Origin of the sequence: Streptomyces sp. MNU89 (assembly GCF_020982505.1) — a bacterium.
Classification (GTDB): Bacteria; Actinomycetota; Actinomycetes; order Streptomycetales; family Streptomycetaceae; genus Streptomyces; species Streptomyces xinghaiensis.
Genome location: NZ_JAJKLL010000001.1, coordinates 711,774 through 736,211, shown reverse-complemented (window position 1 = coordinate 736,211; position 24,438 = coordinate 711,774). Strand labels below are relative to the sequence as shown.

The following is a 24,438-nucleotide window of genomic DNA, read 5'->3' as shown; positions in this document are numbered from 1 at the left end:
GCCCGCACAGCGGCACACGGCGCCGTCCCCGTACGACCACCGGTCCGGCCGTCCCGCCGGCGGACCGGCACCACCGCGAGAGGGAGAGAACGACCATGAGAGCCCTGACCTGGCACGGCAAGCGCGATGTGCGGGTGGAGACGGTCCCCGACCCGGTCATCCAGGACCCCACGGACGTCATCGTCCGGATCACCTCCACCGGCCTCTGCGGCTCGGACCTGCACCTCTACGAAGTCCTCGGGCCTTTCCTGGAACCGGGCGACATCCTCGGCCACGAACCCATGGGCGTGGTGGAGGAGACGGGCTCCGAGGTCACCGCCGTCAAGGCCGGCGACCGCGTCGTGATCCCGTTCAACGTCTCCTGCGGCACCTGCTGGATGTGCGGGCAGGGGCTGCACTCGCAGTGCGAGACCACCCAGAACCGCGACCGGAACACCGGCGGAAGCCTGTTCGGCTACACCAAGCTCTACGGGCAGGTGCCCGGCGGCCAGGCCGAGTATCTGCGGGTGCCGTTCGGCAACACCCTGCCCATCAAGGTCCCGGACGGGCCGCCGGACGATCGGTTCGTCTATCTCTCCGACGTCCTGCCCACCGCCTGGCAGGCCGTCGACTACGCGGCCGTGCCGCCCGGCGGCAGCCTGCTCGTCCTCGGCCTCGGCCCGATCGGCGACATGGCCTGCCGGATCGCGCGCCACCTGGGCGTGGAGACGGTCATCGGCGTCGACCGGGTCCCCGAACGGCTGCGGCGCGCCGAGGACCGCGGCGTGCACGTGCTCGGCATGGACGAGCACGGCAAGGACCTGGGCGACACCGTCCGCGGACTCACCGGCGGCCGGGGCGCCGACGCCGTCATCGACGCCGTCGGCATGGAGGCGCACGGGGCGCCCGCGGCCAAGCTGGCCCACCAGATGGTCGGGATGCTGCCCGGCGCCGTCGCCGAGAAGCTGATGAGCCGTGCGGGGGTCGACCGGCTCGCCGCCCTCTACACGGCCATCGACGCGGTGCGGCGCGGCGGCACGATCTCGCTCAGCGGCGTCTACGGCGGGATGGCCGACCCGCTGCCGATGCTCACGCTGTTCGACAAGCAGGTGCAGCTGCGGATGGGCCAGGCCAATGTGCACCGCTGGGTGGGCGACATCCTGCCGCTGCTCACCGACGAGGATCCCCTGGGCGTGGAGAGCTTCGCCACCCACACGCTGCCCCTGGAGGACGCGCCGAAGGCCTACAAGACCTTCCAGGACAAGGGCGACGGGATGGTCAAGACCCTCTTCCGCCCCGGCGCCGTCTGACGGCGGCCCGGGGACGGTCCCTCCGCACACGGGCGTGCCCGGCGGCCGGTGATCCGGTCCGCCGGGCACGCCCGTACGCCGTACCGCCCGCCGTCACCCGCCGTCGGACACCCGCTTGACGTCCGTGTCGCCGGGGCCCTCGCACAGTTCGCGCCGCTTGTGCCGCAGCCAGGCCGCGGGCAGGAACCAGCAGCCCGCGAACCACAGGAGCACGGCGGACGCCAGCCAGACCGCCACCGTGTCCTCCATGACGAACCGGAGGATCAGCGCCAGCGCGGCTCCCACGGTGACCAGCAGCAGCACCAGCCCCACCATGGTGAACCGCGAGGCCCACAGCACCGTCTGCGGCTTCAGCCGGTAGCCGGTGACCATGCGGTGCAGGGTGACGGGCGCGATCAGCGCCCCTGTGGCCCCAGCCCCGCACATGATCGTGAAGACGTAGAGATCCTTGCCGAACGGGTCGAGATCCGGGAAGCGCGGGGAGAACGCGGAGGTCAGCAGGAAGGCCAGAAGGATCTGGATGCCGGTCTGCGCGACCCGCACCTCCTGCAGCAGCTCGCCCCACTTCCGGTCGGCCTGCTCCTCCTTCGTCTCGTCGCGTCCGGTGGGCGGCTCATAGGCGTGGGGCATCGGGGCGGCTCCTCCTGCTGCGTCCCTCAGTTCGCGCCGACGGCGCCGAGGGTCTCGATACGGCGTTCCAGCGCCTCGACGGCACCGGGACGTGGTCCGGGTACCCGGTGACGCAGGGCGGCAAGCCGTGAGGCGAGACTCCGGGCCGTATCACCGTCGCCCAACTGCTCCCAGCAGTGGTGCGCGCGGTCCACCGCGGCCACCACGTCCCGCCCGTCCTCCGGCTCCCCGGCGCCGAGCCGGGCGGAGGCCGCGGACAGCCAGAGTTCGCAGGAGCGGCCGAAGTCCCCGGCGAGACGGGCGAGATCGGCCCGCACCTCCAGCCAGTGCACCGCCTCGGCGGAGTCCGGGCCGTGGTGGCGCAGCGCGTGCTGCTCCCAGGCGGCGGCCATGGCGGCCGCCTCGCTGTGCCTCCCCTCGTGCGCGGCGGCGAGGATGGCCGGATGCGGGTCCTCCGGCGCGGCGGAGGCGGGCGCGGTGGAGACGGCGGGCGCCGGGGGCGGGTCGGCCGGGGCGGCGCCGGGGTCTCCGGGGCCGCGCGGGCGGCGGGACGGGGAGCCGGCCGGGGCGGGCGTGGCCGCCGAGGACCGGGCCTCCGGTGCGGCGGCTCCGTGCCGGACTCCGGTGGGCGGCGCGGGAGACGCCCCCGGCGGGTGCCCGCCCCGAGGTGCGCCGGGCGGCGGGTGCCGGGTTGCCCGGGGATACGTCCGGCGGGGGAGAGCTGTCCGGAGTTGCGGCGGCAGGCGCGGCGGTGCCGCCGCCGGGCGCGGCGTTCGGGCGGTCCATGCTGTGCGGGTCGTGCGGGTCGTGCGGGTGGTCCGTGCTGTGCGGGCTGTGCGGTGATCCGCCCGGCGACGCCGGGTTCTCGGCAGTGGCGGGGGCGGGGCGGCCGGCCGCCGGTGCCCGGTGCGGACGCCGGCGGGCGGCGGGGTGCGGTGAGCCCGCAACGGCGGGCGGTGCGGGCCGGCCCGGGGAGGGCGGCGGGGGCGCCATGCCGGAGGGGAGGACGGGCAGCCCGGGTACGCGTTCGCGGGCCCCGTCGTGAGCGGGGTCAGCAGCCGGGCCCCGTCGGGCAGCCCGGCGCGGGCGACGGCGAGATCGTGGAGCTCCGCCGGGGACGGCCGGCCCGTGGCGGACCGGAGCAGACCGGCGACGGCCCGGCTGTAGAGCGGCTCCGCCGCGGCCCGGCGGCCCGGCGGCGGGGACACCGCCCCGTACAGATCGGCCCCGGCCACCGCCAGCGCGGAGAGCGGCGGCAGCCGTTCCCAGGCTGCCTGGTCGGCCGTCAGATCGGCCAGCACCGTGGTGGCGCCCGGCGGCCGGAACTGGAGTTCGGCGGAGAGCCAGTGCCAGGGCAGCGCGGTGTAGCGGGCGGTCGCCGCCGTGGTGCGCGCCAGCGCCAGATGCGGCAACTGCTGCCGCCGGTCCAGTGTGAGCTGCCCGATGAGCAGGACCAGCAGCGGTCCCGGAGTGGCCGCCGCGCTCCGCAGCCGGACCAGCACCACCTGCGGGTCGGCCGGTTCCACCAGCTCCACGACGCCGGCCGCGGCCGTGCCCGTGAGCACCTCCGGCCGCACGGCCGCCAGCGCGGGCAGCGCGGACGCCGCGTCCACCAGCCGGCCCCTGCCCACGGGTGCCGCCGCCAACAGCAGCACGGCCCCCGGTACCGTTCCGTCCCCGATCATCGCCACCGGATCACCGTATCCGCTGTTCCCGGACCCGTACGAACAACGGCCGCGAATCCGCCGGTGCGGAGCCCCTGTTGCTGCCGCGCCGGCCGGCCGGGATGGGCTAGGGTCGGCCGTTCACCCGGTGTCGGCGGAGGGGGAGGACGATGCGTCCGTCCGGTGGCGGTTCCCGCCGCTCCTCCCTCGGCCGGCGGCCGGCGGGAGTGCTCTCCGCGCTGTTCGCGGTGCTCGCCGTGCTGCTCGGCGGTCCGCCGCTGTCCTCTCCGGCGGGGAGCGCCGACCCGCCCGCGTACACCGGTCCGGCGGACCACTCGGCCGCCGTCACCGAGCGGGTGGCCGTCCCCGGGATCCTGTCCTCCGGCCGGGCGGCCGCCGCCGTCGGGGACGACCACCAGCGGCACCACACCGGGATGCCCGCCGCCGTACCGGTCCGGCACGCCGGGCAGGCCACGGTCCGCCACCGGGCGCCCGCGGCGGCCCCCCGGCCCGCGACCGGCACGGCGCACCACACTCCGCGTTCCGGCCGCGCGCCTCCCGGCCCCGGAGCTCTCCGAGGCCGGTGACCGGGAGCGGACGGAGCGGCGGCGAAGGAGCCGCCGTCCGGCACGTGCTCCCTCCCGCGCGCACGCGGGCCCCGTTCCGCCCTGCCCGGCGGCGGGCCGGCCCCGGGCAGCTCCCAGGCACCGGCGTCCCCCTCGTCGTCCTCCGCCGTGCCCCGGAGCGGTCACGGCGTGCCTGCTGGAGGCAGTGTGAAAACGCACGCCACATCCTCCCGCGCCCACTGGGTGCGGGTGTTCATCGCCCTTGCCGTCGTCACCGCGTCCGTCTGGCTGAGCTTCACCAAGCCGCCCCGGCTCGGGCTCGATCTGCGCGGCGGCACACAGATCGTCCTGGAGACCCGTGACTCGTCCCGGGCGGAGGCCGGACCGGAGGCCACCGAACGGACCCTGGAGGTGCTGCGCCGCCGGGTCGACGCCCTCGGCGTGACCGAACCGACCATCACCAGCTCCGGGGAGCGGCGCATCATCGTCGAACTCCCCGGGGTGCAGGATCCGCGGCAGGCGGCCGAGGTCCTCGGCCGCACCGCGCAGCTGACCTTCCATCCGGTGACCGGCGCGGGTGAGTCCGCCCGGGAGGACACCGGCGAGGACACGGCGGAAGAGAAGAAGGAGAAGAAGGAGAAGGACGAACGGACCCTTACCGACGAGGACGGGCAGCCGCTGCGCATCGGCCCGGCCGGGCTGAGCGGCGCCCTCGTGGAGGGGGCCGACGCCGGCTTCGACGCACAGACCGGCGGTGGCTGGTACGTCACCGTGGACCTGCGGGGCGCGGGCAAGGAGAAGTGGCGCGAGCTGACCGCCGAGGCCGCCTGTGCCCCGCCCGGTGACCCCGCCCGGCGGGTGGCCATCGTGCTGGACGACGAGGTGATCTCCTCGCCGCAGGTCGATCCCTCCGTCCGCTGCGGCGGCGGGATCGCCGGCGGTTCCACCCGGATCACCGGTGACTTCGGCGCGGAGGACGCCAAGGAACTGGCGCTGCTCATCAGCGGCGGAGCCCTGCCGGTGCCCGTCGAGACGGTGGAGCAGCGGACCGTGGGCCCGACCCTGGGTGCGGCCGCCATCGACGCCAGCGCCCGGGCCGCCGTGATCGGCATCCTCGCCACCTCGCTGTTCATCCTGGCCGTCTACCGGTTCTTCGGCGGCCTCGCCGCGATCGCCCTGGTGAGCTACGGACTCATCTCCTACGCGGCGCTGCTGCTCCTCGGAGCCACCCTGACGCTGCCGGGACTGGCCGGTTTCGTCCTGGCGATCGGTATGGCCGTGGACGCCAACGTGCTGGTGTTCGAACGGGCCCGGGAGGAGTACGCGGCGCGACGCGGGAGGAGCCTGCGCTCGGCTCTGACGTCCGGTTACCGCAACGCGTTCAGTGCCATCGCGGACTCCAACATCACCACGCTGCTCGCCGCCGTGCTGCTGTTCTTCCTCGCCTCGGGGCCGGTCCGCGGCTTCGGCGTGACCCTCTCCATCGGTGTGCTCGCCTCCATGGTCAGCGCGCTCGTCGTGGCCCGGGCGCTGACCGAGAGCGCGGCCGGCCGGCGCGCGCTGCGGCGGCGTCCCGGCCTCAGCGGAATCGCGGGCGGCGGGCGGCTGCGCCGCCGGCTCGAGGGGCGCGGCCCCGGCCTCATGCGGCACCGCAGGCGCTGGCTCGCCGGCTCGGCGGTCGTCCTGGTGCTGGCGGTGAGCGGCATCCTGGTCCGGGGACTGGACTTCGGCGTGGAGTTCACCGGCGGCCGTCTCGTGGAGTACGCCACGGAGCGGCCGGTGGACGCCGAGGAGGCCCGCCGGGCCGTGTCGGACGCCGGTTTCCCGCGCGCGGTCGTCCAGACCTCCGGCGACGGCGGCATCTCCGTGCGGAGCGAGGACCTCGGCGACGAGGACGTGCTCCGGGTCCGGGACGCCCTGGCGGAGACGGGCGGCGGCGCCGAGAAGCTCCGCGACGAGCTGATCGGCCCCAGCCTCGGGGACGAACTGCGCCGCAACGCGCTGATCGCCCTCGGCGTCGCGCTGGCCGCCCAGCTCGTCTACCTCGCGGTCCGCTTCCGCTGGATCTTCGGGGCGGCGACCGTGGCGGCCATGGCCCATGACGTGCTCATCCTCGTCGGGGTCTTCGCCTGGCTGGGCAAACCGGTCGACGGGGTGTTCCTGGCGGCCCTGCTGACCGTCATCGGCTACTCGGTCAACGACTCGGTGGTGGTCTTCGACCGGGTGCGGGAGCTGTGGGCGCGGCACCGGGACACAGCGTTCGCGGAGGTCGCGGGCCGGGCCGTGGTGCAGACCGTGCCGCGGACCGTCAACACCGGCATGGGCGCCCTCTTCATCCTGGTGGCCCTCGCCGTGCTCGGCGGCGACTCGCTCACCGACTTCGCCGTCGCGCTGCTCGTCGGTCTCACCGTGGGCATGTTCTCCTCGGTGCTCACGGCCGTGCCGATCGCCGTCGAACTGGCCGGACGGAGCGGCACCACGGCGCCGCCGGCGAGGAAGCGTTCCGGCCCGCCGCGGCCCCGGGACCGCGCGGCGGCCGTCCGCCCCGAGGCCGGCGACCACGGCGCACGCGTCTGACGCGTCCGGACGGCCGCCGTCCGTGACACCTCCCGGCCGCCGCGGAACGAGGCGGCCGGGGAGTGCGCGGGGCTCCGACGGAGCCTCCCCGGCCCGGTCCGGGGATCACTCGTCCGGCCGCTCCGTCCCGGAGGGCTCCTCGGGGCGGCGGCCGGGTGCCAGATGATCCGTCAGGCCCCCGGCGTGCCGGAGCAGCGAGCCGAAGAACGCCACGGAGTCCGGGCTTCCGGTGGCCCAGCGCGGCAGTTCCGCGCGCAGCCGGTCGTGCGTCTCGCCGACCGCGGCCGCCGTCTCGTCCAGCTCCCGCTCCCGCCGTCCGCCGTTCTCCTCGGCCACCCACCGGCCGTAGGCCCGCAGGACCCCCGCGACCTGGCGGAGGAAGGCGGAGTAGGGCTCCGTCACCCCCGCGTCCGGCCGCGGGCTCGGCCGCTTCTCGTCGGCCGCGTCCAGAAGGGTGGCGGTCAGGGCGGTGAGATGGCCGGACACCTCCTCCAGGGTGTGCAGCGTCTCGTCGTACCACGGCGCGAGCCGGACCGCCTCCGCCCGCTTGCGCCGCTCGGGGTTGAACCACGTGCTCTCCCGGGTCCACGCGACCGAGGACCGCACATCGCCGATGAGCCGGGGCAGCCGGCGGGCGCGGTCGTACCAGCCGCGGGCCCGGTCGTACTCCAGCGGCTCGCCCAGACCGTCCGCGACCGCTTCGAGGGCGGCGGCCGCCTCCTCCACCACGTTCCGTACGGCTTTGCGGGTGTCCCGCAGATACGCCGGCGGGCGCAGCAGGGCGTTGACGGCGACGGCCACACCGGCGCCGAGCAGCGCGGCCAGCACCCGCTCCCCGGCGACCACCGCCGTCGCCTCCCCGGAGGCGGTCACCGTGAACAGCGCCGAGGTCGCGCTGTAGATGCCCTGGTCGCCCAGGCGGGGCCAGTTGCCGACGAGGATGGTCAGCGGCAGCACGACGGCCATCGCCGCCAGCGGACGGCCGAGCAGCGCCAGGGCGGCGGTGGCCAGCACGGTGCCGAGCGCGATCGCCGCGAGCTGCTGCGCGCCCCGCGCCATCGACCGGAAGACGGTGGCCTGCACCAGGACGAGGGCCACCCAGGGCGCCATCAGGGCGAGGGTGTCCGGCAGCAGCCAGGACGACAGCATCCAGGCGAGGACGGCGGCCAGCGCGGACTTCAGGGACTGGACGAGAAGATCCCGTTCGCGCCCGGGCCCCGACCACGCCCGGCGGGCGGACCGGGCCACCGCGGCGGCCTCCGCGCGGAGGAACCGGGACGGCGAGGGGGCGTGCGGGGAACGGCTGTGGGGCATACGGCTGTGCGGCATACGGGGTGTGTAGGGCATCACTCCTCCCCTGCCACGCGCGGCGGACCCGCACGCCTGTCGTACGGCGTGAGGAATCCCGCCGAACGGCGGTGGATGCCGGGCCGGATGCGGGGTACCCAGCGTGGACGTCCCAACCCGATCCGCAACGTTCCCGACGGGGAACCCGATGAGGAAGGCGACATGGATCTCGACAACCTGCGCGAACTGGGGCAGCAACTGCGCGTCGACGCCGTGCGGGCCTCCGACGCCGCCGGATCCGGCCACCCCACGTCCTCGATGTCCGCCGCCGACCTGATGGCCGTCCTGCTGGCCCGCCACCTGCACTACGACTTCGACCGGCCGGACCACCCCGGCAACGACCACCTGGTCTTCTCCAAGGGCCACGCCTCGCCGCTGCTCTACGCCCTGTTCAAGGCGGCCGGCGCCATCGGCGACGACGAACTCCTGACCTTCCGCCGGCACGGCAGCCGCCTGGAGGGCCACCCCACGCCCCGGCTGCCCTGGGTGGACGTGGCCACCGGCTCGCTGGGCCAGGGCCTGCCGGTCGGCGTCGGCCTGGCCCTCGCCGGCAAGCGCCTGGACCGGCTGCCGTACCGCACCTGGGTGCTGTGCGGGGACAGCGAGCTGGCGGAGGGCTCGATGTGGGAGGCGTTCGAGTACGCCGGCCACGAGGGCCTGGACAACCTGACCGCGATCGTCGACGTCAACCGGCTCGGCCAGCGCGGCCCCACCCGCCACGAATGGGACCTCGACGCCTACGCCCGGCGCATCCGGGCCTTCGGCTGGCACACCGTCGAGATCGACGGCCACGACCCCGCGGCCGTCGAGGCCGCCTACGCCGAGGCGAAAGCCACCCCGCACCGTCCCACCGCCGTCATCGCCCGGACCCTCAAGGGGCAGGGCGTGGAAGCCGTGGAGGACCGCGAGGGCGCCCACGGCAAGCCGCTGCCGGACGCCGCCGAGGCCATCGCGGAACTGGGCGGGCCGCGCGCCCTGCGGGTGGACGTCCAGCCGCCCCCCGAGGTCCGCGAGTCGGAACGCCCCCTCGCCGACCTGCGACTGCCGCGCTACGAGCCGGGCGAGGAGGTCGCCACCCGCGACGCCTACGGCCGTGCCCTGGCGGCGCTCGGCACGGCGCGCGGCGATGTCGTCGCCCTCGACGGCGAGGTCAGCGACTCCACCCGGGCCAAGTTCTTCGCCCAGGAGCACCCGGACCGGTTCATCGAGTGCTACATCGCCGAGCAGCAGCTCGTCGCGGCGGCCGTCGGCGTCCAGGCCCGCGGCTGGGTCCCGTACGTCTCCACGTTCGGCGCCTTCCTCACCCGTGCCCACGACTTCCTGCGGATGGCCGCGGTCAGCGGGGCCGGGCTGCGCGTCGCCGGCTCGCACGCCGGGGTGGCCATCGGCCCGGACGGCCCCTCCCAGATGGCGCTGGAGGACCTCGCCATGTTCCGCGCGGTCCACGGCAGCACCGTCCTGTACCCCTGCGACCCGAACCAGACCGGCCGCCTGGTCTCGGCGATGTGCGACCGGCCCGGCATCAGCTATCTGCGTACGTCCCGTGACGCCTACCCGGGGCTCTACGGGCCCGAGGAGCCGTTCGCCATCGGCGGCAGCAAGGTGCTCCGCTCCTCCGGCGAGGACCGGGTGACCCTGGCCGCCGCCGGGGTCACCGTCCACGAGGCGCTGGCCGCCGCCGACCGGCTCGCCGAGGAGGGCATCGCCGCCCGCGTCATCGACCTCTACTCGGTGAAGCCCGTCGACGCCGAGACCCTGCACGAGGCCGCCCGCGACACCGGGCGGATCGTCACCGTCGAGGACCACCGGTCCGAGGGCGGGCTCGGCGACGCCGTGCTGGAGGCCTTCGCCGACGGCAGGCCCGTACCGCGGGTGGCCCGCCTCGCGGTCCGCACCATGCCCGACTCCGCCACCGCGGAGGAGCAGCTCGCCGCCGCCGGTATCGACCGGGAGGCGATCACCGCGGCCGCGCGGCGGCTGGTGGCCTCTCCCGGCTGACCCTCCGCCTCCCCGTCCCCCTTCCCTCTTCACTCCCTTCTCCCATTCGTTCTCGACCTGTTGAGGAGCAGCGCCGATGAGCAGCGTTCCGCACGGCGGCAGTGACGGCACCGGCACCACCGGCACCGGCGGGAAGGGGGGTGACGGCGCCGGTGGCGGCCTGCGGGTCGTGGTCGTCGGGGCCACCGGGAATGTCGGGACGAGCGTGGTGCGCGCCCTGAGCGAGGACCCGGCCGTCGGGTCCGTGCTCGGGCTCGCCCGGCGCCTGCCCGGCTGGTCGCCGCCGCGCACCCGGTGGGCGGCGGTCGACATCGGCGAGGACGCCGCCCTGGGCGACCTCACCCGGCACTTCCGGGGCGCCGACGCCGTCGTCCACCTCGCCTGGCTGTTCCAGCCGACGCACACCCCCGCGCTCACCTGGCGGACCAATGTCCTGGGCAGTCTCCGGGTGTTCGAAGCGGCGGCCGCGGCGGGCGTCCCCGCCCTGGTGTACGCCTCCTCCGTCGGGGCCTACTCGGCCGGGCCCAAGGACCGCCCCGTCGACGAGAGCTGGCCCACGCACGGCTGGCCGGAGGCCGCCTACTGCCGCGAGAAGTCGTATATCGAACGGGCGCTCGACGTCCACGAGCGCGAGCACCCGCACATGCGGGTCGTGCGGATGCGGCCCGGCTTCCTCTTCAAGCCCGAGGCGGCCTCCCAGCAGCGCCGGCTCTTCGCCGGACCCCTGCTCTCCCGGCGGATGGCCCGCCCCGACCTGCTGCCCGTCGTCCCCGACCTGCCCGGTCTCCGCTTCCAGGCCCTGCACACCGACGACGCGGCCGAGGCCTACCGCCTGGCCGTCACCTCACCGGCCGCGCACGGCGCGTACAACCTGGCCGCGGACCCGCCGGTCGACGCGCCGATGCTCGCGGAGCTCTTCGGCGCCCGCGTCGTACGGATGCCCGCCTGGCCCGTGCGGTCCGGCCTGGCCGCGGCCTGGCGGCTGCATCTCGTGCCGGCCTCCCCGCAGCTCTTCGACGCGGTCCTGCGGCTGCCGCTCATGGACACCCGGCGTGCCGCGGAGGAACTGGGCTGGCGCCCCCGGTACACCGCCCGGGAGGCGCTCATGGCCTTCGTGGACGGGCTGCGGGAGGAGCGCGGCATGGACACGGCTCCGCTCGCGTCGAGCCTGCCCGGCGGTGGCCGGGCCGCCGAGGTGGCGACGGGCGTCGGCGAGCGGCCCTGACCCACCGGGCGCGGGCCGGGCGGCGGGAGCCTTGTGCCTCCGCCCGGCTCACTCCCAGAGAGCCGCGGCGCGCACCACCATGAAGACGGCGAAGAGCAGCACGACCGCCCCGATGAGGATGATCGGGCCCTTGCCCCAGCCCTTCGACGGGTTGTGCGGCAGATCCGCCGGCCCGGTCTCGGAGAGGCCGCCCTCCACGGGCGGCGTCTCCCCGGGCGGCACACCGCCGCCGGGCTCCAGACCGGTGGTGCTCCGGGGATCGGGGTCCTGGTTCCGCTTCCTGTGGTTCATGCGCACCGAGTGCGCAGGGATCGCCGTCTCACACCTGCCGGTCCGGTCCTGCCGCCCGCCGTGTCCGGTGACGGAACGGGGGTACGCGGGAAGGTGCCGGACGCGGCCCCGACGGAAGGAAGGACAGCAGGGATGACGCAAGCCACCGCTGGAGACGGGGCGGAGGGCACCGCGGCCACCCCCGAGGTGGGGGTGGTGATCGCCACCCGCAACCGGGCCGACTCCCTCGCCGTGACCCTGCGGAACCTGCTCGACCTGCCGGAGCGCCCGGAGATCGTGGTCGTGGACAACGCCTCCACCGACCACACCCGGGCCATGGTCGCCGAGCGCTTCCCGGAGGTCCGGACGCTGCCGCTGGCGGTCAACCGCGGCGCCCTCGCCCGCAACGACGGGGTACGCGCCCTGGACACCCCCTATGTGGCCTTCAGCGACGACGACTCCTGGTGGCACCCGGGCTCCCTGGCCCGCGCCGCCCGCATCCTGGACGCGCATCCCCGGCTGGGCCTGATCGCCGCCGGCACCCTCGTCGGACCGGACGACGAACCCGACCCGCTCAACGACGTCCTGGCCGCCTCCCCGCTGGGCCGCGTCCACGACCTGCCCGGCCCGCAGGTGCTCGGCTACCTCGGCTGCGCCGCCGTCACCCGGCGGGAGGCCTACCTCGACGCCGGCGGTTACCACCCGGTGCTGTTCTTCGGCGGCGAGGAGACCCTGCTCGCCTACGATCTGGCGGCCCGCGGCTGGGGGGTGGTGTACTGCCCCGAGGTGGTGGCCCACCACCACCCGGCCGGCGGTCCGCGCGCCGGCCGCCGCGCCCGGGTGCTCCGCAACGAACTGCTGACCGCGTGGCTGCGCCGCCCGCTGCCGACGGCCCTGCGGCGCACGGCCCGGCTCGCCGTCGCGGCCCGCTCCGACATCTCCGCACGGGAGGCGCTGAGCGGCGCCCTCGCCCGGCTCCCCGCCTCCCTCCGGTTCCGTGATCCGCTGCCGCCGTACCTGGAGCGCGCCGTCCGGCGGCTGGAGGGGCAGCGAGCCTCGTGACCCGCGACCGTGACACCCCCGGCGCCTCGGACACCCCGCACCACGGCGGCCGGCCCGCGGTGTCTCCGGCGTCCCCGCCCGGACCGGAAGGCCGGAGCGGCACCCGCCACGGCGCGGCAGGCGGGGAGACCGCCCCCGGTGCGCCGGGCGGAGGGACCCCGGACCCCGTGGGCGGGACCCCGGGCACCGCAGGCCGTGCCCGGTCCGGCCGTCGTCCGGGGCGCGGGGCCGACGGGCGCACCACTGTCGTCGTCATCACCCGCGACCGGCGGGACGAACTGCTGCACACCCTCGCCCGGCTGGCCGCGCTCCCCGAGGAGCCGCCGGTCATCGTCGTCGACAACGGCTCCACGGACGGCACGGCCGAGGCCGTCGCCCGGTCGCACCCCTGGGTGCGGCTGCTGCGCCCGCGGCGCAATCTGGGCGCGGTGGGCCGCAATCTGGCCGTGCGCGAGGTCGGTACCCCCTACGTCGCCTTCTGCGACGACGACTCCTGGTGGGCCCCCGGCTCACTGGCCGCCTCGGCGGACCTCCTCGACGCCCACCCGGGGGTGGCCGGGGTCACCGCGCGGATCGTCGTCGAGCCCGCCGGCACCGAGGACCCGATCGTCGCCGAGCTGCGCGACTCGCCCCTCGACGGTCCGGACTGGCTGCCCGGCCCCGCCCTCGGCTCCTTCCTCGCCGCCGCCACCACCCTCCGCACCGACGCCTTCCGCGCGGCAGGCGGCTTCTCGCCCCGGCTGTGGCTCGGCGGCGAGGAGGAGCTGCTCGCCACCGACCTGGCCGCCCGCGGCTGGTGGCTCGTCTACGCCGAGCGGGCCACCGTCCACCACGCGCCGTCCTCCGCGCGGGACGCGACCGGCCGCCGGGTGGACGGCCTCCGCAACACGCTCTGGTTCTCCTGGCTCCGGCGGCCCTGGCCGGCCGCGGCCCGCCGCACTCTCCGGCTGGCCCGCACCGTCCCCCGCGACCGGCCCTCCCTGCGCGCGTTCGGGCTGGCCCTCGCCGGGCTGCCGTGGGTCCTGCGCGAGCGGCGGACCGTACCGGAGGGCGTGGAGAGCAGGCTGCGCCTGCTGGAGGACGAACAGCGCCGCTCCACGGCCCGCCGCTACGTGGGCTGAGTCGCCCCGGCCCGGCGGGCCGGACCGGTTGCCCCGGACGGGTTACGGAAGGGCCCGCGGCGGTCACCCGGAAAGCAGTGAGCGGCTCCGGTCCGCGGAGCCGCGGAACCCTCAGGAATCGTCACAAGGCGGTGCTCACCATGCGCTACGAAGAACTCACCGGAAAGGTGCAGGCCAGTGCCCGGCTCCCGGACCGGCAGTCGGCCGAGCGGGCCCTCGAAGCCACCCTGGAAACGCTCGCCGAACGGGTGCCGGACGGGCTGGCCGACCACCTCGCGGCGCAGCTCCCGGAAGGGGCCGCGGAGGCCGTGCGGCGGATCACCGCCGCGCACGAGGCCGCGCCCCGGCAGCGGGAGTACAGCCGCGACCACGGCGAGCGCTTCGACATCACCTCGTTCGCGGGGCGGATCGCCTGGCGCAGCGGGCACTCCGAGGAGGAGGCGCTGCGGGAGGCGGCGGCCGTCCTGGACGTGCTCGACGCGGCCGTCAGCCCGGAGCTGATGCACAAGCTCACGGCGGTCCTCCCGCGCGACATCGGCGAACTGCTGCCCGAGGCGCGGACCGGGGAGAGCGGCCCCGGGGCTGACCCCACCGCCCCGGCCGGACCCGCCGGCCCTCCCGGGCCACCCAACAACGTACGGAGGAACCATGCCTCAGGAGGACCGCGGCCGCGGCCGCACCCGGCAGGGTCCGGAGGAGGGGGGACCGGTGCCCCGGTCCCGCTCCGGTGTCGTCGGCCGGCGCTGGGAGCGCACCGGCGACGAACCCGTCACGGCGCGCAGCGCGCTCGGCCTGCGGCTGCTGCTGGCCGCCGTCTACACCCCGCTCTTCCTCGTCGGCGCGATCCTGTTCTCCCTCTGGTCGGCCTCGGCCGGGGCGGACTCCGCGCCCAGCAGCGGGTCGCTGGCCCTGATCGCCGGCATCTGCGCCGTCCTCGCCGTCCTCGCGGCGCTCGACCTGCTGGTCGTGGTGCGCCGGCGGCGGCGCGAGCGGAACGGCCGGCACCGGGGCTGAGCGGACCGGCCCCCGCTCCCGCCGCGGGGGCCCGGCGCCTCCGCCGCGGCCACTGCGGGGATTCGCCCCGCCCGTCGGGGGAACCCGCAGGCAACAGACAGGACGAACCGTGACGCCGAGCAGGAAGCGAACTGGACGCCACCATGAGCCGACCGCGCATCGTCATCGTCGGAGCCGGCTTCGCCGGTTACCAGACCGCCCGTACGCTCAGCCGCCTCGCCAAGGGGGCGGCGGAGATCGTACTGGTCAACCCGCACGACTACTTCCTCTACGTACCGCTGCTCCCGGAAGTGGCGACCGGCATCCTCGAACCGCGCCGGATCTCGGTGTCCATCCCCGGCACGCTGCCGGACGTACGGCTCATGCTCGGCGAGGCCGACCACATCGACCTGGACGGGCGCCGGGTCGGGCTGGTCGACCCGGAGGGCAACCGCCGCGAGATCTCGTACGACCGGCTCGTGCTCTCCGCGGGCAGCGTCAACAAGCTGCTGCCGATCCCGGGGGTCACCGAACACGCGCACGGCTTCCGCGGTATGCCCGAGGCGCTCTATCTGCGCGATCACATGACCCGCCAGATCGAACTGGCCGACGTCGCCGACGACCCCGCCGAACGGGACGCGCGCTGCACCTTCGTGGTGGTCGGCGCCGGCTACACCGGTACCGAGGTCGCCGCCCACGGCAAGCTGTTCACCGACGAACTCGCCCGGCACCAGCCCTCGCTGCGCGACCGCGAACCGCCCCGCTGGATGCTCCTGGACATCGCCCCGCGGGTGCTGCCCGGACTGCCCGGGCACATGGCGGAGACGGCGGAGCGGGTGCTGACGCGGCGGGGGGTCGAGGTCGCCATGGGCGTCTCGGTCGCCGAGGCCACCAAGGAGGGCGTGCGCCTCACCGACGACCGCTTCGTCCCGACCCACTCGCTGATCTGGTGCGTCGGCGTCCGGCCCGACCCGCTCGTCGGCGACCTCGGCCTGCCCACCGAGAAGGGGCGGCTCTGCGTCGACGAGTACCTCAACGTCCCCGGCCACCCCGAGGTGTTCGCCTGCGGTGACGCCGCGGCCGTGCCCGACCTCACCCAGCCCGGCGAGATCACCCCGATGACCGCCCAGCACGCCTGGCGGCAGGGGAAGACCGCCGCGCAGAACATCGCGGCCTCCTACGGCAAGGGCGAACGCAGCCCGTACCGCCACCGCGACCTGGGCTTCGTGGTGGACCTGGGCGGTTTCCAGGCGGCGGCCAACCCGCTCCGGGTGCCGCTGTCCGGGCCCGTCGCCAAGGCCGTTACCCGTGGCTACCATCTGGCCGCGATGCCGGGCAACCGGCTCCGTACCGGCGCCGACTGGCTGCTGGACGCGGCCCTGTCGCGGCAGGCGGTGCAGATGGGTCTGGTCCGCTCCGACGCGGTGCCGCTGGAGAACTCCTCGCCCGAACTCCCGGTACGGACCTACGCCTGACCGCGTCCGGCCCGGCGCCTCCGGCGCCCCGGGCGGCCGCCGCGCACGGAAACGCGGTCGCCGTCCGGGGCGCCGCCGCGTGATGATGGCGTCCATGCACATCAGAGAAGCCACCCCGGACGACTGGCCCGCCATCTGGCCGTTCCTGCGCGAGATCGTCGCCGCGGGGGAGACCTACACCTACCCCCGCGACCTCGACGAGGCGACGGCCCGCGAGATCTGGATGCTCCGGCCGCCGGGCCGCACCGTCGTCGCCGTGGACGAGGACGGCACCGTGCTCGGCACCGCCAAGACGAACCCCAACCACATGGGCGGCGCCTCGCACATCGCCGGTGCGAGCTTCATGGTCGACCCGGCGGCGGCCGGGCGGGGCGTGGGCCGCGCGCTCGGCGAACACGTGATCGCGTGGGCGCGCGCCGAGGGCTACCGGGCGATGCAGTTCAACGCCGTGGTGGAGAGCAACACCCGGGCCGTCGCGCTCTGGCGGTCCCTGGGCTTCGAGATTCTGGGCACCCTGCCCGAGGGCTTCCACCATCCCGTGCAGGGCTATGTGGGGCTGCACATCATGCACCGCCGCCTCTGACCGCGGAACGGGCCCTGCCGGAACCCCGCTTTCCGGCGAACGGGCGTGCCCGGGCGCACAGTTCACCGTTCCGGGGGACCACCGCCCGACCGGCGGTTCATCACCCTCCGTAAGGGAACGGTCGTGCGGAGCACGGGTTCTCCAAGCGCTCCTTGAGCATTTCCTTATGGGTACTTTAAGAATCGCTCCTCTGAGCGATTGCGCGCGACCGGGGCCCTAGGGTCGGGAACGCGTCGGCGAGGTCACCGCCGGCGGTCCCGGTCCGTACGGCCCGCGCACGCGAGCGCGGGCCGTCCGGACACCAGGTCCGGAGGTTCCCCCCATGAGATCCCGCCACCGCAAGCGCCGTTCCGTACCGCTGCGCCCCATCGCCCTGGCGACCGGCGCGCTCACGGTCATGGCGGGCGTCGGCGCGGGACTCGCCCTGGACGACGACGGCCCCTCGACCGTGGCCTCCGAGCCCCGGTCCGCGGCCGGGAGCGGCGCCTCCCCGGCGTCCCCACCGCCGGGGAGACGACGCCGTCCCCTCCCCGTCCGCCACCCGGCGCAGCCCGTCGCCGAAGGCGGAGAAGAGCAAGAGCACCGCCGCCCCGCGGCCGGACCGTACGACGGCGAAGGCGGACCGGCAGACCGTACGGAAGAGCACCCCCACCCGGGCGCCGGAGCCCCCCAAGACCGCGGAGCGGCCGGCCGAGGCCCCGGAGACGGCCGCGACCGGCGTCGCCGGAGAGGTCCTGAGCCTGGTCAACAAAGCCCGCGCGAGCGCCGGCTGCGGGCCGGTGAGCGCCGACGAACGGCTGGACAGCGCCGCCGAGAAGTACAGCAGCGCCATGGCGTCCAGCGGGAACTTCTCGCACACCGGCACCGACGGGTCGACCGTCGCCCAGCGCGTCGAACGCGAGGGCTACACCTGGTCCGCCGTCGGCGAGAACATAGCGAAGGGCCAGCCGGACGTGGCCGCCGTCATGGACGGCTGGATGAACAGCGAAGGCCACCGGGCGAACATCCTCAACTGCGACTTCAAGGAAATGGGCCTCGGTCTCCACGAGAGCGGTGGCCCCTGGTGGACCCAGGTCTTCGCCACCGGCCGCTGACGGAGGAGCCCCGGAGACGCGCCCCGGCCGGCGGGTACCCCTCCGGCCTGCCCGGGGAGGCCGGTGCCTGCCGGGAGCAGCCGGGTACACGGAACCCGGCCCCGTGTGCGGGCGGCCGCCGGAACCCGGGGTGTCAGGAGCGCACGAGGAGCTGGAACTCGAAGGCGTAGCGCGAGGCGCGGTAGACGTGGGCGCCGAACTCGACCGGGCGGCCGGTGTTGTCGTAGGCGGTGCGCTCCATGGTGAGCAGGGCGGCGCCCTCGGCCTCGCCCAGCCGCTCGGCCTCCTCGGCGGTCGCGGAGCGGGCTCCGATGGACTGGCGGGCACTGTGCAGCGTGATGCCGGCGGCTCGCAGCATCCGGTAGAGACCGGTTTCCTCCAGCTTGGCGCTGTCGAGATCCAGCAGGCCGGCGGGCAGGAAGTTGCACAGGAAGGCGACCGGTTCCCCGTGCGTCAGGCGCAGCCGCTCCAGCATGACGACCTCGCTCCCCTCGGCCATCCGGAGAGCGGCGGCGACCTCCGGGGTGGCGGGCCGGACGCGGTTGTGCAGGACGCGGGTGGCGGGGTTCTGCCCCGAGGCCTCCAGATCGTCGTAGAGACTGCTCAGCTCCAGCGGCCGCCTGACCTGACTGTGCACCACCTGGGTGCCGACGCCCCGGCGCCGCACCAGCAGGCCCTTGTCGACCAGCGACTGGATCGCCTGGCGGACGGTGGGACGGGAGAGCCCGAGACGTCCCGCGAGGTCGATCTCGTTGCCCAGCAGGCTGCCCGGGGACAGTACGCCGTGCTCGATGGCCGCTTCCAGCTGCTGCGCGAGCTGGTAGTAGAGCGGCACCGGGCTGGTGCGGTCCAGCGTGAACCGGGGTTCTGCGGGCGGGGGAGTGGTCACCTGGTGAGAGTACCCATGTGTCAGGTCAACAGGAAGTCATGTCAGAAGTTTGTCCTGACCTCACGGTGCGGGACGCGGCGCCGGCCGTGCGGGCGCGCGGAGAGGCGGTCCGCACGGCCGGGAGCGCCCCGTGCCGGAGCCCCGGGACGGCCGCGACCGCCCGGCGCTCAGCTGTTGCTGGGGAAGCCGAGCTGGATGCCGCCCCGGTCGGCCGGGTCCGGCCAGCGGGTGGTGACCACCTTGCCCCGGGTGTAGAAGGCGATGCCGTCGTTGCCGTAGATGTGGTGGTCGCCGAAGAGAGAGTCCTTCCAGCCGCCGAAGGAGTGGTAGCCCACCGGCACCGGGATCGGCACGTTGACGCCGACCATGCCGGCCTGGACCTCCAGCTGGAAGCGGCGGGCGGCGCCGCCGTCCCGGGTGAAGATCGCGGCGCCGTTGCCCCAGGGGGAGCTGTTGACCAGCTCCACGGCCTGCTCGTACGTCTCCGCGCGGACCACGCACAGCACCGGGCCGAAGATCTCGTCCCGGTACGCGTCCGCCGTGACCGGGACCTTGTCCAGCAGCGAGACACCGAGGAAGTAGCCGTTCGCGCACTCGGGCCGCCCCTCGACCGTCCACTCCGTGCCGTCGACCACGACCTCCGCTCCCTGGGCCGCCGCTCCGGTGACGTAGGACGCGACCTTGTCGCGGTGCTCGCGGGTGATCAGCGGCCCCATCTCGCTCGACGGGTCGTCGCCGGGGCCGATCCGCAGCCTCTTCGCGCGTTCGGCGATCTTGCCGACGAGTTCGTCGCCGGTGCCGCCCACGGCGACGACGACGGAGACGGCCATGCAGCGTTCGCCCGCCGAGCCGTAGGCCGCACCGATGGCCTGGTCCGCCGCGAAGTCCGGATCGGCGTCCGGCAGCACCACCATGTGGTTCTTCGCACCGCCCAGCGCCTGCACCCGCTTGCCGTGCTCGACGGCCTTCGCCTGGACATGCCGGGCGATGGGCGTGGACCCGACGAAGGAGACGGCCGCGACATCCGGGTGCTCCAGCAGCCGGTCGACGGCCACTCTGTCGCCCTGGAGGACGTTGAGCACCCCGTCCGGCAGTCCGGCGCGCGAGGCCAGTCGGGCCAGCAGGAGCGAGGCGGAGGGATCCTTCTCGCTCGGCTTCAGGACGAAGGTGTTGCCGCAGGCAATGGCGAGCGGGAACATCCACATCGGCACCATGGCCGGGAAGTTGAACGGCGTGATGCCGGCGACGACGCCCAGCGGCTGCCGCAGCGAGGCGACGTCGACCCGTGTCGAGACCTGGGTGGACAGCTCGCCCTTGAGCTTCTCAGGAATGCCGCAGGCCAGCTCCACGATCTCCATGCCGCGGGCGACCTCGCCGAGGGCGTCGGAGTGGACCTTGCCGTGCTCGGCGGTGATCAGCGCGGCGATCTCGTCGCGGTGGGCGTCGAGCAGTTCGCGGTACCGGAACAGGACGGCGGTGCGCCGGGCGAGGGAGCTGGTGCTCCAGTTCCCGAACGCGGCCCGGGCGGCGGCGACGGCCCGGTCCGTCTCCTCCACCGAGGCGAAGGAGACGGTGGCCGACTGCTCGCCGGTGGCGGGGTTGTGAACGGGGCCCGAGCGGCCCGAGCCGCCCGTGACGGGCCCGCCGTCGATCCAGTGGTCGATGGTCTTCATGAGGTGCGTGCCTTCCTGGCGGTTCCGTTGCTCCGGGGCGCTGGACGCCCCGGTCGCGGGCGGGGGCCGGTGAACGGTGTCGGTGCTGCGGGGAGAGTGCGGGGACGGCTCCGTCCCGGGCCGGCGGGCCGGCCACACCGCCGCACCGGTGCCCGGGCGGGGTGGCCGGTCCGGGGCGGGATCAGAGATGGCGGCGGCGTGCCGGTGTGTGCCGGTCGTAGACCTCCCGGGCCCGGACCGCCGCCTCGCGGGAGGCCACCTCGGCGACGGGTACGTCCCACCAGGCCTCGGCCCCGGGTGCGGCCTGGTTGGGGGTGTCCGTCTCGACGTACACACAGGTCGGGCGGTCGGAGGTGCGGGCCAGGGTCAGCGCCTCGCGCAGCTCGCGCACGGTCTTGGCCCGGATGACGTCCATCCCGAGGCTCGCGGCGTTGGCGGCGAGGTCCACCGGGAGCGGGTCGCCGGTGAAGGTGCCGTCGGCGGCGCGGTAGCGGTACGCGGTGCCGAAGCGCTCGCCGCCGGTCTGCTCGGAGAGGCCGCCGATGGACGCGTAGCCGTGGTTCTGGAGGAGGACGAGATTGACGGGCAGTCCCTCCTGGACGGCGGTGACGATCTCGGTGGGCATCATCAGGTACGTGCCGTCGCCGACCAGCGACCAGACGGGCGTGCCGGGCGCGGCGAGCTGGACCCCGAGGCCGGCGGGGATCTCGTAGCCCATGCAGGAGTAGCCGTACTCGACGTGGTACTGGCGGGGCGAGCGGGCACGCCACAGCTTGTGCAGGTCGCCGGGGAGTGACCCGGCCGCGTTGATCACCACGTCGTCGTCGCCGGCGACCGCGTCGAGGACGCCGAGGACCTGGATCTGGGTGGGGACGGCGTCGTCCTCCGCGTGGTAGGCGGCGTCCACGACGCGTTCCCAGCGCTCCTTGCCCACGCCGTACTCGGCCTCGTACGCCGGGTCCACCCGGTGGTCCTCCAGTGCCGCGGCGAGGGCCTCCAGGCCGGCGCGGGCGTCGGCGACCAGGGCGGTGGCGGCCAGCTTGTGGGCGTCGAAGGAGGTGATGTTGAGGTTGACGAAACGCACCCCCGGCCCGGCGAAGAGGGTCGAGGAGGCGGTGGTGAAGTCGGTGTACCGGGTGCCGACGCCGATGACCAGGTCGGCGGTGCGGGCCACGGCGTCGCAGACCGCCGTACCGGTGTGGCCGATGCCGCCGAGATCGGCCGGGTGGTCGTGGCGCAGCGAACCCTTGCCGGCCTGGGTGGAGGCGACGGGGATGCCGGTGCGGTTCACGAGAGCACGCAGCGCCTCCTCGGCTCCGCTGTGGTGGACGCCGCCGCCCGCCACGATCAGCGGGCGGCGGGCGGCCCGTACCGCCGCGGCGGCGGCCGCCACCGCGGCCGGGTCGGGGGCCGGGCGGCGTACGGGCCAGACCCGCTCGGCGAAGAACTCCTCCGGCCAGTCCCAGGCCTCCGCCTGGACGTCCTGCGGCAGGGCGAGGGTGACGGCGCCGGTCTCCGCGGGGTCGGCGAGGACGCGCATGGCGTTGAGCGCGGACGGAACGAGCGCCTCGGGGCGGGTGATCCGGTCGAAGTACCGGGAGACCGGGCGGAGCGCGTCGTTCACGGAGATGTCGGCGGAGACCGGGTGTTCGAGCTGCTGGAGCAGCGGGTCGGCGGTTCGGGTGGCGAAGGTGTCACCGGGGAGCAGCAGGACGGGCAGCCGGTTGACGGTGGCGAGGGCGGCGCCGGTGACCAGGTTGGTGGCGCCGGGGCCGATGGAGGTGGTGACGGCCTGGGCGGACAGCCGGCCCAGCTGGCGGGCGTAGCCGACGGCGGCGTGCACCATGGCCTGCTCGTTGCGGCCCTGGTGGAACGGCATGGCCTCCTCACCGGCCTCCAGCAGAGCCTGGCCGAGCCCGGCGACGTTGCCGTGGCCGAAGATGCCCCAGGTGCCGGCGATCAGCCGGCGCCGCACCCCGTCGCGCTCGGTGTGCTGCACGGACAGGAACCGCACCAGCGCCTGGGCGGTGGTCAGGCGGCGGGTGGACTGGCTCATCTGGACCTCACTGGCTCATCGGGCGGGAACGGACGGGGCGGAGGGCGGTGCGTAGCGGGGCAGCCGCGGGTCGAGCGGCTGGTCCGGCCAGCTGCCGCGGATCCAGGCGTGGTCGGGGTGGTCGCGGATCAGCCACTCGCGTTCGGTGCCGGGGCCGGCCATCACATTGAGGTAGTACATGTCGTGGCCCGGTGCGGCGATGGAGGGACCGTGCCAGCCGTCCGGGATGAGCACGGCGTCCCCGCCGCGCACCTCGGCCAGCACGTCGGTGCCGTGGCCCGGGCCGGACGGGGAGACCCGCTGGTAGCCGAGGCCCGGGGTGCCGTCGTGGGCGGCGATCTCGAAGTAGTAGATCTCCTCCAGTTCGGATTCCTCCCCCGGCCGGTGCTCGTCGTGCTTGTGCGGCGGGTACGAGGACCAGTTGCCGCCCGGGGTCAGTACCTCCACGGCGATGAGCTTGTCGCAGGGGAAGACCCCGGCCGCGGCGAAGTTGTTGACCTGGCGGCTGCAGCTGCCGCGGCCGCGGAGTTCGACGGGGACACCGGAGGCGGGCCCGTAGCGGGCGGGCAGCCGGCGGGCGCAGCGGGCGCCGGTGAGGGCGAAGCGGCCGCCGGTGCCCGAGGCGATCGTGGCCCGCGCGTCGCGCGGGACGTAGACGAAGTCGGTGACGCCGGTGAACACGTCCCGGCGGCCGTGGAGTTCGAAGTGCTCGCCCTCGGTCGCCACGGTGCAGCCACCGCTCAGGGGCAGCACGATCCACTCACTGTCCCCGGTGGCGAAGGTGTGCGAGCCGCCGGGGGACAGGTCGATCACCCGGAGGCCGGCATGGCCCCAGCCCGCCGAGTCGGGGCCGATGTCGACGGCGTACGGGCCGTCGGCGGCCGTGCCTGCCGGCAGGTGGTGCCGCTGATGCTGCGTGCTGGTCATCGTTCGGGTCCTCCGGAACGGTCCGGGACGTGTCGTCGGGGTGTGCGGGCGGGGTGCGCGAGCGGGCCGGACGGCCGGCTCACACCAGGCTCACGGCGGTGTCCACCGCGGTCTCCACACTCCCCTCCGCGGGGTAGAGAAGCGAGCGGCCGGCGACCAGTCCCTGGACGGTGGGCAGCCGCAGCGCCTTGCGCCACTTCTCGTAGGCGGCGTCCTGGTCCCCGGCGGAGCTGCCGGGGTCGCCGCCGAGGAGCACGGCGGGCAGTGTGGAGGTCTCCATCACCTGGGCCATGGCGTCGGGGTCCTCGGTGACCGGGAGCTTGAGCCAGGTGTACGCGGAGGTGCCGGCCAGGCCGGAGGCGACGGCTATGGACCGGGTGACCGCCTCGGCGCTCAGGTCGTTCCGCACGGTGCCCCCGGTCCGGCGGGAGATGAACGGCTCGACGAAGACGGGCAGCCGCCGCTCGGCCATCTCGTCGATGGCGCGGGCGGTGGAGACCAGCGTGGACAGCGAGCCCGCGTCCTCGTAGTCGATGCGCATCAGGAGTTTGCCGGCGTCGAAACGGAGCCGGACGATGTCCTGCGGGCGGTGGCCCGTGAAGCGGTCGTCGAGTTCGAAGGCGGCACCGGCGAGGCCTCCCCGGTTCATCGAGCCCATGGCGATCTTGTGGTCGAGGGCACCGAGCAGCAGCAGGTCCTCCAGGATGTCGGCGGTTGCCAGCACCCCGTCCACGCCCGGTCGGGACAGCGCCGTGCAGAGCCGCTCCAGCAGGTCGGCGCGGTTGGCCATGGCGAGACGGCGGTCGCCGACGCCGAGTGCCCCGCGGGCGGGATGGTCGGCGGCGACGATCATCAGCCGGCCGCTGTCGCCGATGAGCGGGCGGCGGGGGCGGCGGGCGGCGGCCTCCGCGATGGCTTCCGGATGCCGGGCCCGTACCGTCGCCAGTTCGGAGATGCTGATGCTCAAGGGGGCTCCCTTTCCGGGGACGAGTGCGGGGT

Annotated in this window: 20 protein-coding genes and 1 pseudogene; 12 read left to right on the top strand and 9 right to left on the bottom strand. The window is 75.0% G+C overall.

Annotated features, from left to right (window positions below; translation table 11 throughout):
* Positions 1–95 precede the first annotated feature (95 nt).
* Positions 96–1,289 carry an alcohol dehydrogenase catalytic domain-containing protein gene (locus E4N63_RS03225; RefSeq protein ID WP_125625624.1) on the top strand — a complete coding sequence of 398 codons (1,194 nt, stop codon included), beginning with the start codon at positions 96–98 and terminating at the stop codon, positions 1,287–1,289.
* A 93-nt stretch (positions 1,290–1,382) separates the two neighbouring features.
* On the opposite strand, the gene E4N63_RS03220 is transcribed toward E4N63_RS03225, so the two are convergent.
* Complete coding sequence (locus E4N63_RS03220; protein WP_019707996.1) at positions 1,383–1,919, bottom strand: DUF6328 family protein; 537 nt, start codon at positions 1,917–1,919, stop codon at positions 1,383–1,385.
* Between the two features lie 26 nt (positions 1,920–1,945).
* Positions 1,946–3,610 carry a hypothetical protein gene (locus tag E4N63_RS03215; RefSeq protein ID WP_230239832.1) on the bottom strand — a complete coding sequence of 555 codons (1,665 nt, stop codon included), beginning with the start codon at positions 3,608–3,610 and terminating at the stop codon, positions 1,946–1,948.
* A gap of 143 nt (positions 3,611–3,753) precedes the next feature.
* On the opposite strand from E4N63_RS03215, the gene E4N63_RS03210 reads away from it, so the two are divergent.
* Positions 3,754–4,170 (top strand): hypothetical protein, encoded by a 417-nt coding sequence (locus E4N63_RS03210; protein ID WP_125625634.1) that lies wholly within the window; start codon positions 3,754–3,756, stop codon positions 4,168–4,170.
* Positions 4,171–4,356: 186 nt separating this feature from the next.
* Complete coding sequence (gene secD, locus E4N63_RS03205) at positions 4,357–6,726, top strand: protein translocase subunit SecD (RefSeq protein WP_230239831.1); 2,370 nt, start codon at positions 4,357–4,359, stop codon at positions 6,724–6,726.
* A 105-nt stretch (positions 6,727–6,831) separates the two neighbouring features.
* Here the strand turns inward: secD and E4N63_RS03200 are convergent, their stop codons facing one another.
* Positions 6,832–8,055: an aromatic acid exporter family protein gene (locus E4N63_RS03200; protein ID WP_230239830.1), complete on the bottom strand. Its 1,224-nt coding sequence runs from the start codon at positions 8,053–8,055 to the stop codon at positions 6,832–6,834.
* Between the two features lie 180 nt (positions 8,056–8,235).
* Between E4N63_RS03200 and E4N63_RS03195 the strand changes: the two genes are divergently transcribed.
* Positions 8,236–10,071 carry a transketolase gene (locus E4N63_RS03195; RefSeq protein ID WP_125625635.1) on the top strand — a complete coding sequence of 612 codons (1,836 nt, stop codon included), beginning with the start codon at positions 8,236–8,238 and terminating at the stop codon, positions 10,069–10,071.
* A 76-nt stretch (positions 10,072–10,147) separates the two neighbouring features.
* Positions 10,148–11,296 carry an NAD-dependent epimerase/dehydratase family protein gene (locus tag E4N63_RS03190; RefSeq protein WP_230239829.1) on the top strand — a complete coding sequence of 383 codons (1,149 nt, stop codon included), beginning with the start codon at positions 10,148–10,150 and terminating at the stop codon, positions 11,294–11,296.
* A 48-nt stretch (positions 11,297–11,344) separates the two neighbouring features.
* On the opposite strand, the gene E4N63_RS03185 is transcribed toward E4N63_RS03190, so the two are convergent.
* Positions 11,345–11,587, bottom strand: coding sequence for a DUF6480 family protein (locus E4N63_RS03185; RefSeq protein ID WP_125625637.1), 243 nt, complete (start codon positions 11,585–11,587; stop codon positions 11,345–11,347).
* Between the two features lie 132 nt (positions 11,588–11,719).
* Here E4N63_RS03185 and E4N63_RS03180 point away from each other — a divergent pair, with 132 nt between their 5' ends.
* The 7 genes and pseudogenes from E4N63_RS03180 to E4N63_RS03150 all read left to right on the top strand — a co-directional run bounded on the left by E4N63_RS03180 (position 11,720) and on the right by E4N63_RS03150 (position 17,894).
* Positions 11,720–12,628 (top strand): glycosyltransferase family 2 protein, encoded by a 909-nt coding sequence (locus tag E4N63_RS03180; protein ID WP_230239828.1) that lies wholly within the window; start codon positions 11,720–11,722, stop codon positions 12,626–12,628.
* Between the two features lie 167 nt (positions 12,629–12,795).
* Positions 12,796–13,749, top strand: coding sequence for a glycosyltransferase family 2 protein (locus E4N63_RS03175; RefSeq protein WP_125625639.1), 954 nt, complete (start codon positions 12,796–12,798; stop codon positions 13,747–13,749).
* A 140-nt stretch (positions 13,750–13,889) separates the two neighbouring features.
* Positions 13,890–14,282 (top strand): annotated as a pseudogene (locus tag E4N63_RS03170) (DUF2267 domain-containing protein); the annotation flags it as partial.
* Positions 14,283–14,397: 115 nt separating this feature from the next.
* Positions 14,398–14,763: a DUF6343 family protein gene (locus tag E4N63_RS03165; RefSeq protein WP_125625641.1), complete on the top strand. Its 366-nt coding sequence runs from the start codon at positions 14,398–14,400 to the stop codon at positions 14,761–14,763.
* Positions 14,764–14,906: 143 nt separating this feature from the next.
* Positions 14,907–16,217: an NAD(P)/FAD-dependent oxidoreductase gene (locus E4N63_RS03160; protein WP_125625642.1), complete on the top strand. Its 1,311-nt coding sequence runs from the start codon at positions 14,907–14,909 to the stop codon at positions 16,215–16,217.
* A 94-nt stretch (positions 16,218–16,311) separates the two neighbouring features.
* Positions 16,312–16,800, top strand: a complete 489-nt coding sequence (locus E4N63_RS03155) for a GNAT family N-acetyltransferase (protein WP_228430343.1) — start codon at positions 16,312–16,314, stop codon at positions 16,798–16,800.
* Between the two features lie 779 nt (positions 16,801–17,579).
* Positions 17,580–17,894, top strand: a complete 315-nt coding sequence (locus E4N63_RS03150) for a CAP domain-containing protein (protein ID WP_230239827.1) — start codon at positions 17,580–17,582, stop codon at positions 17,892–17,894.
* Between the two features lie 133 nt (positions 17,895–18,027).
* Here the strand turns inward: E4N63_RS03150 and E4N63_RS03145 are convergent, their stop codons facing one another.
* The 5 genes from E4N63_RS03145 to E4N63_RS03125 all read right to left on the bottom strand — a co-directional run bounded on the left by E4N63_RS03145 (position 18,028) and on the right by E4N63_RS03125 (position 24,406).
* Positions 18,028–18,783, bottom strand: coding sequence for a GntR family transcriptional regulator (locus E4N63_RS03145; RefSeq protein ID WP_185831230.1), 756 nt, complete (start codon positions 18,781–18,783; stop codon positions 18,028–18,030).
* 167 nt (positions 18,784–18,950) lie between these two features.
* On the bottom strand, positions 18,951–20,456 hold the full coding sequence (locus E4N63_RS03140; protein WP_125624364.1) for a CoA-acylating methylmalonate-semialdehyde dehydrogenase: 1,506 nt from the start codon (positions 20,454–20,456) through the stop codon (positions 18,951–18,953).
* A 181-nt stretch (positions 20,457–20,637) separates the two neighbouring features.
* Positions 20,638–22,512 (bottom strand): 3D-(3,5/4)-trihydroxycyclohexane-1,2-dione acylhydrolase (decyclizing), encoded by a 1,875-nt coding sequence (gene iolD / locus E4N63_RS03135; protein ID WP_125624363.1) that lies wholly within the window; start codon positions 22,510–22,512, stop codon positions 20,638–20,640.
* 15 nt (positions 22,513–22,527) lie between these two features.
* Positions 22,528–23,439, bottom strand: coding sequence for a 5-deoxy-glucuronate isomerase (gene iolB, locus E4N63_RS03130; protein ID WP_125624362.1), 912 nt, complete (start codon positions 23,437–23,439; stop codon positions 22,528–22,530).
* Between the two features lie 79 nt (positions 23,440–23,518).
* Positions 23,519–24,406, bottom strand: a complete 888-nt coding sequence (locus E4N63_RS03125; RefSeq protein ID WP_125624361.1) for a deoxyribose-phosphate aldolase — start codon at positions 24,404–24,406, stop codon at positions 23,519–23,521.
* Between the last annotated feature and the right edge of the window lie 32 nt (positions 24,407–24,438).

Excerpts from the sequence above, each read along its gene's own strand:
- iolD (WP_125624363.1), bottom strand. The coding sequence starts at position 22,512 with ATGAGCCAGTCCACCCGCCGCCTGACCACCGCCCAGGCGCTGGTGCGG.
- E4N63_RS03220 (WP_019707996.1), bottom strand. The coding sequence starts at position 1,919 with ATGCCCCACGCCTATGAGCCGCCCACCGGACGCGACGAGACGAAGGAG.
- E4N63_RS03200 (WP_230239830.1), bottom strand. The coding sequence starts at position 8,055 with ATGCCGCACAGCCGTATGCCCCACAGCCGTTCCCCGCACGCCCCCTCG.
- E4N63_RS03180 (WP_230239828.1), top strand. The coding sequence starts at position 11,720 with ATGACGCAAGCCACCGCTGGAGACGGGGCGGAGGGCACCGCGGCCACC.
- E4N63_RS03160 (WP_125625642.1), top strand. The coding sequence starts at position 14,907 with ATGAGCCGACCGCGCATCGTCATCGTCGGAGCCGGCTTCGCCGGTTAC.
- E4N63_RS03185 (WP_125625637.1), bottom strand. The coding sequence starts at position 11,587 with ATGAACCACAGGAAGCGGAACCAGGACCCCGATCCCCGGAGCACCACC.
- E4N63_RS03225 (WP_125625624.1), top strand. The coding sequence starts at position 96 with ATGAGAGCCCTGACCTGGCACGGCAAGCGCGATGTGCGGGTGGAGACG.
- iolB (WP_125624362.1), bottom strand. The coding sequence starts at position 23,439 with ATGACCAGCACGCAGCATCAGCGGCACCACCTGCCGGCAGGCACGGCC.
- E4N63_RS03190 (WP_230239829.1), top strand. The coding sequence starts at position 10,148 with ATGAGCAGCGTTCCGCACGGCGGCAGTGACGGCACCGGCACCACCGGC.
- E4N63_RS03140 (WP_125624364.1), bottom strand. The coding sequence starts at position 20,456 with ATGAAGACCATCGACCACTGGATCGACGGCGGGCCCGTCACGGGCGGC.
- E4N63_RS03165 (WP_125625641.1), top strand. The coding sequence starts at position 14,398 with ATGCCTCAGGAGGACCGCGGCCGCGGCCGCACCCGGCAGGGTCCGGAG.
- E4N63_RS03210 (WP_125625634.1), top strand. The coding sequence starts at position 3,754 with ATGCGTCCGTCCGGTGGCGGTTCCCGCCGCTCCTCCCTCGGCCGGCGG.
- E4N63_RS03195 (WP_125625635.1), top strand. The coding sequence starts at position 8,236 with ATGGATCTCGACAACCTGCGCGAACTGGGGCAGCAACTGCGCGTCGAC.
- E4N63_RS03155 (WP_228430343.1), top strand. The coding sequence starts at position 16,312 with ATGCACATCAGAGAAGCCACCCCGGACGACTGGCCCGCCATCTGGCCG.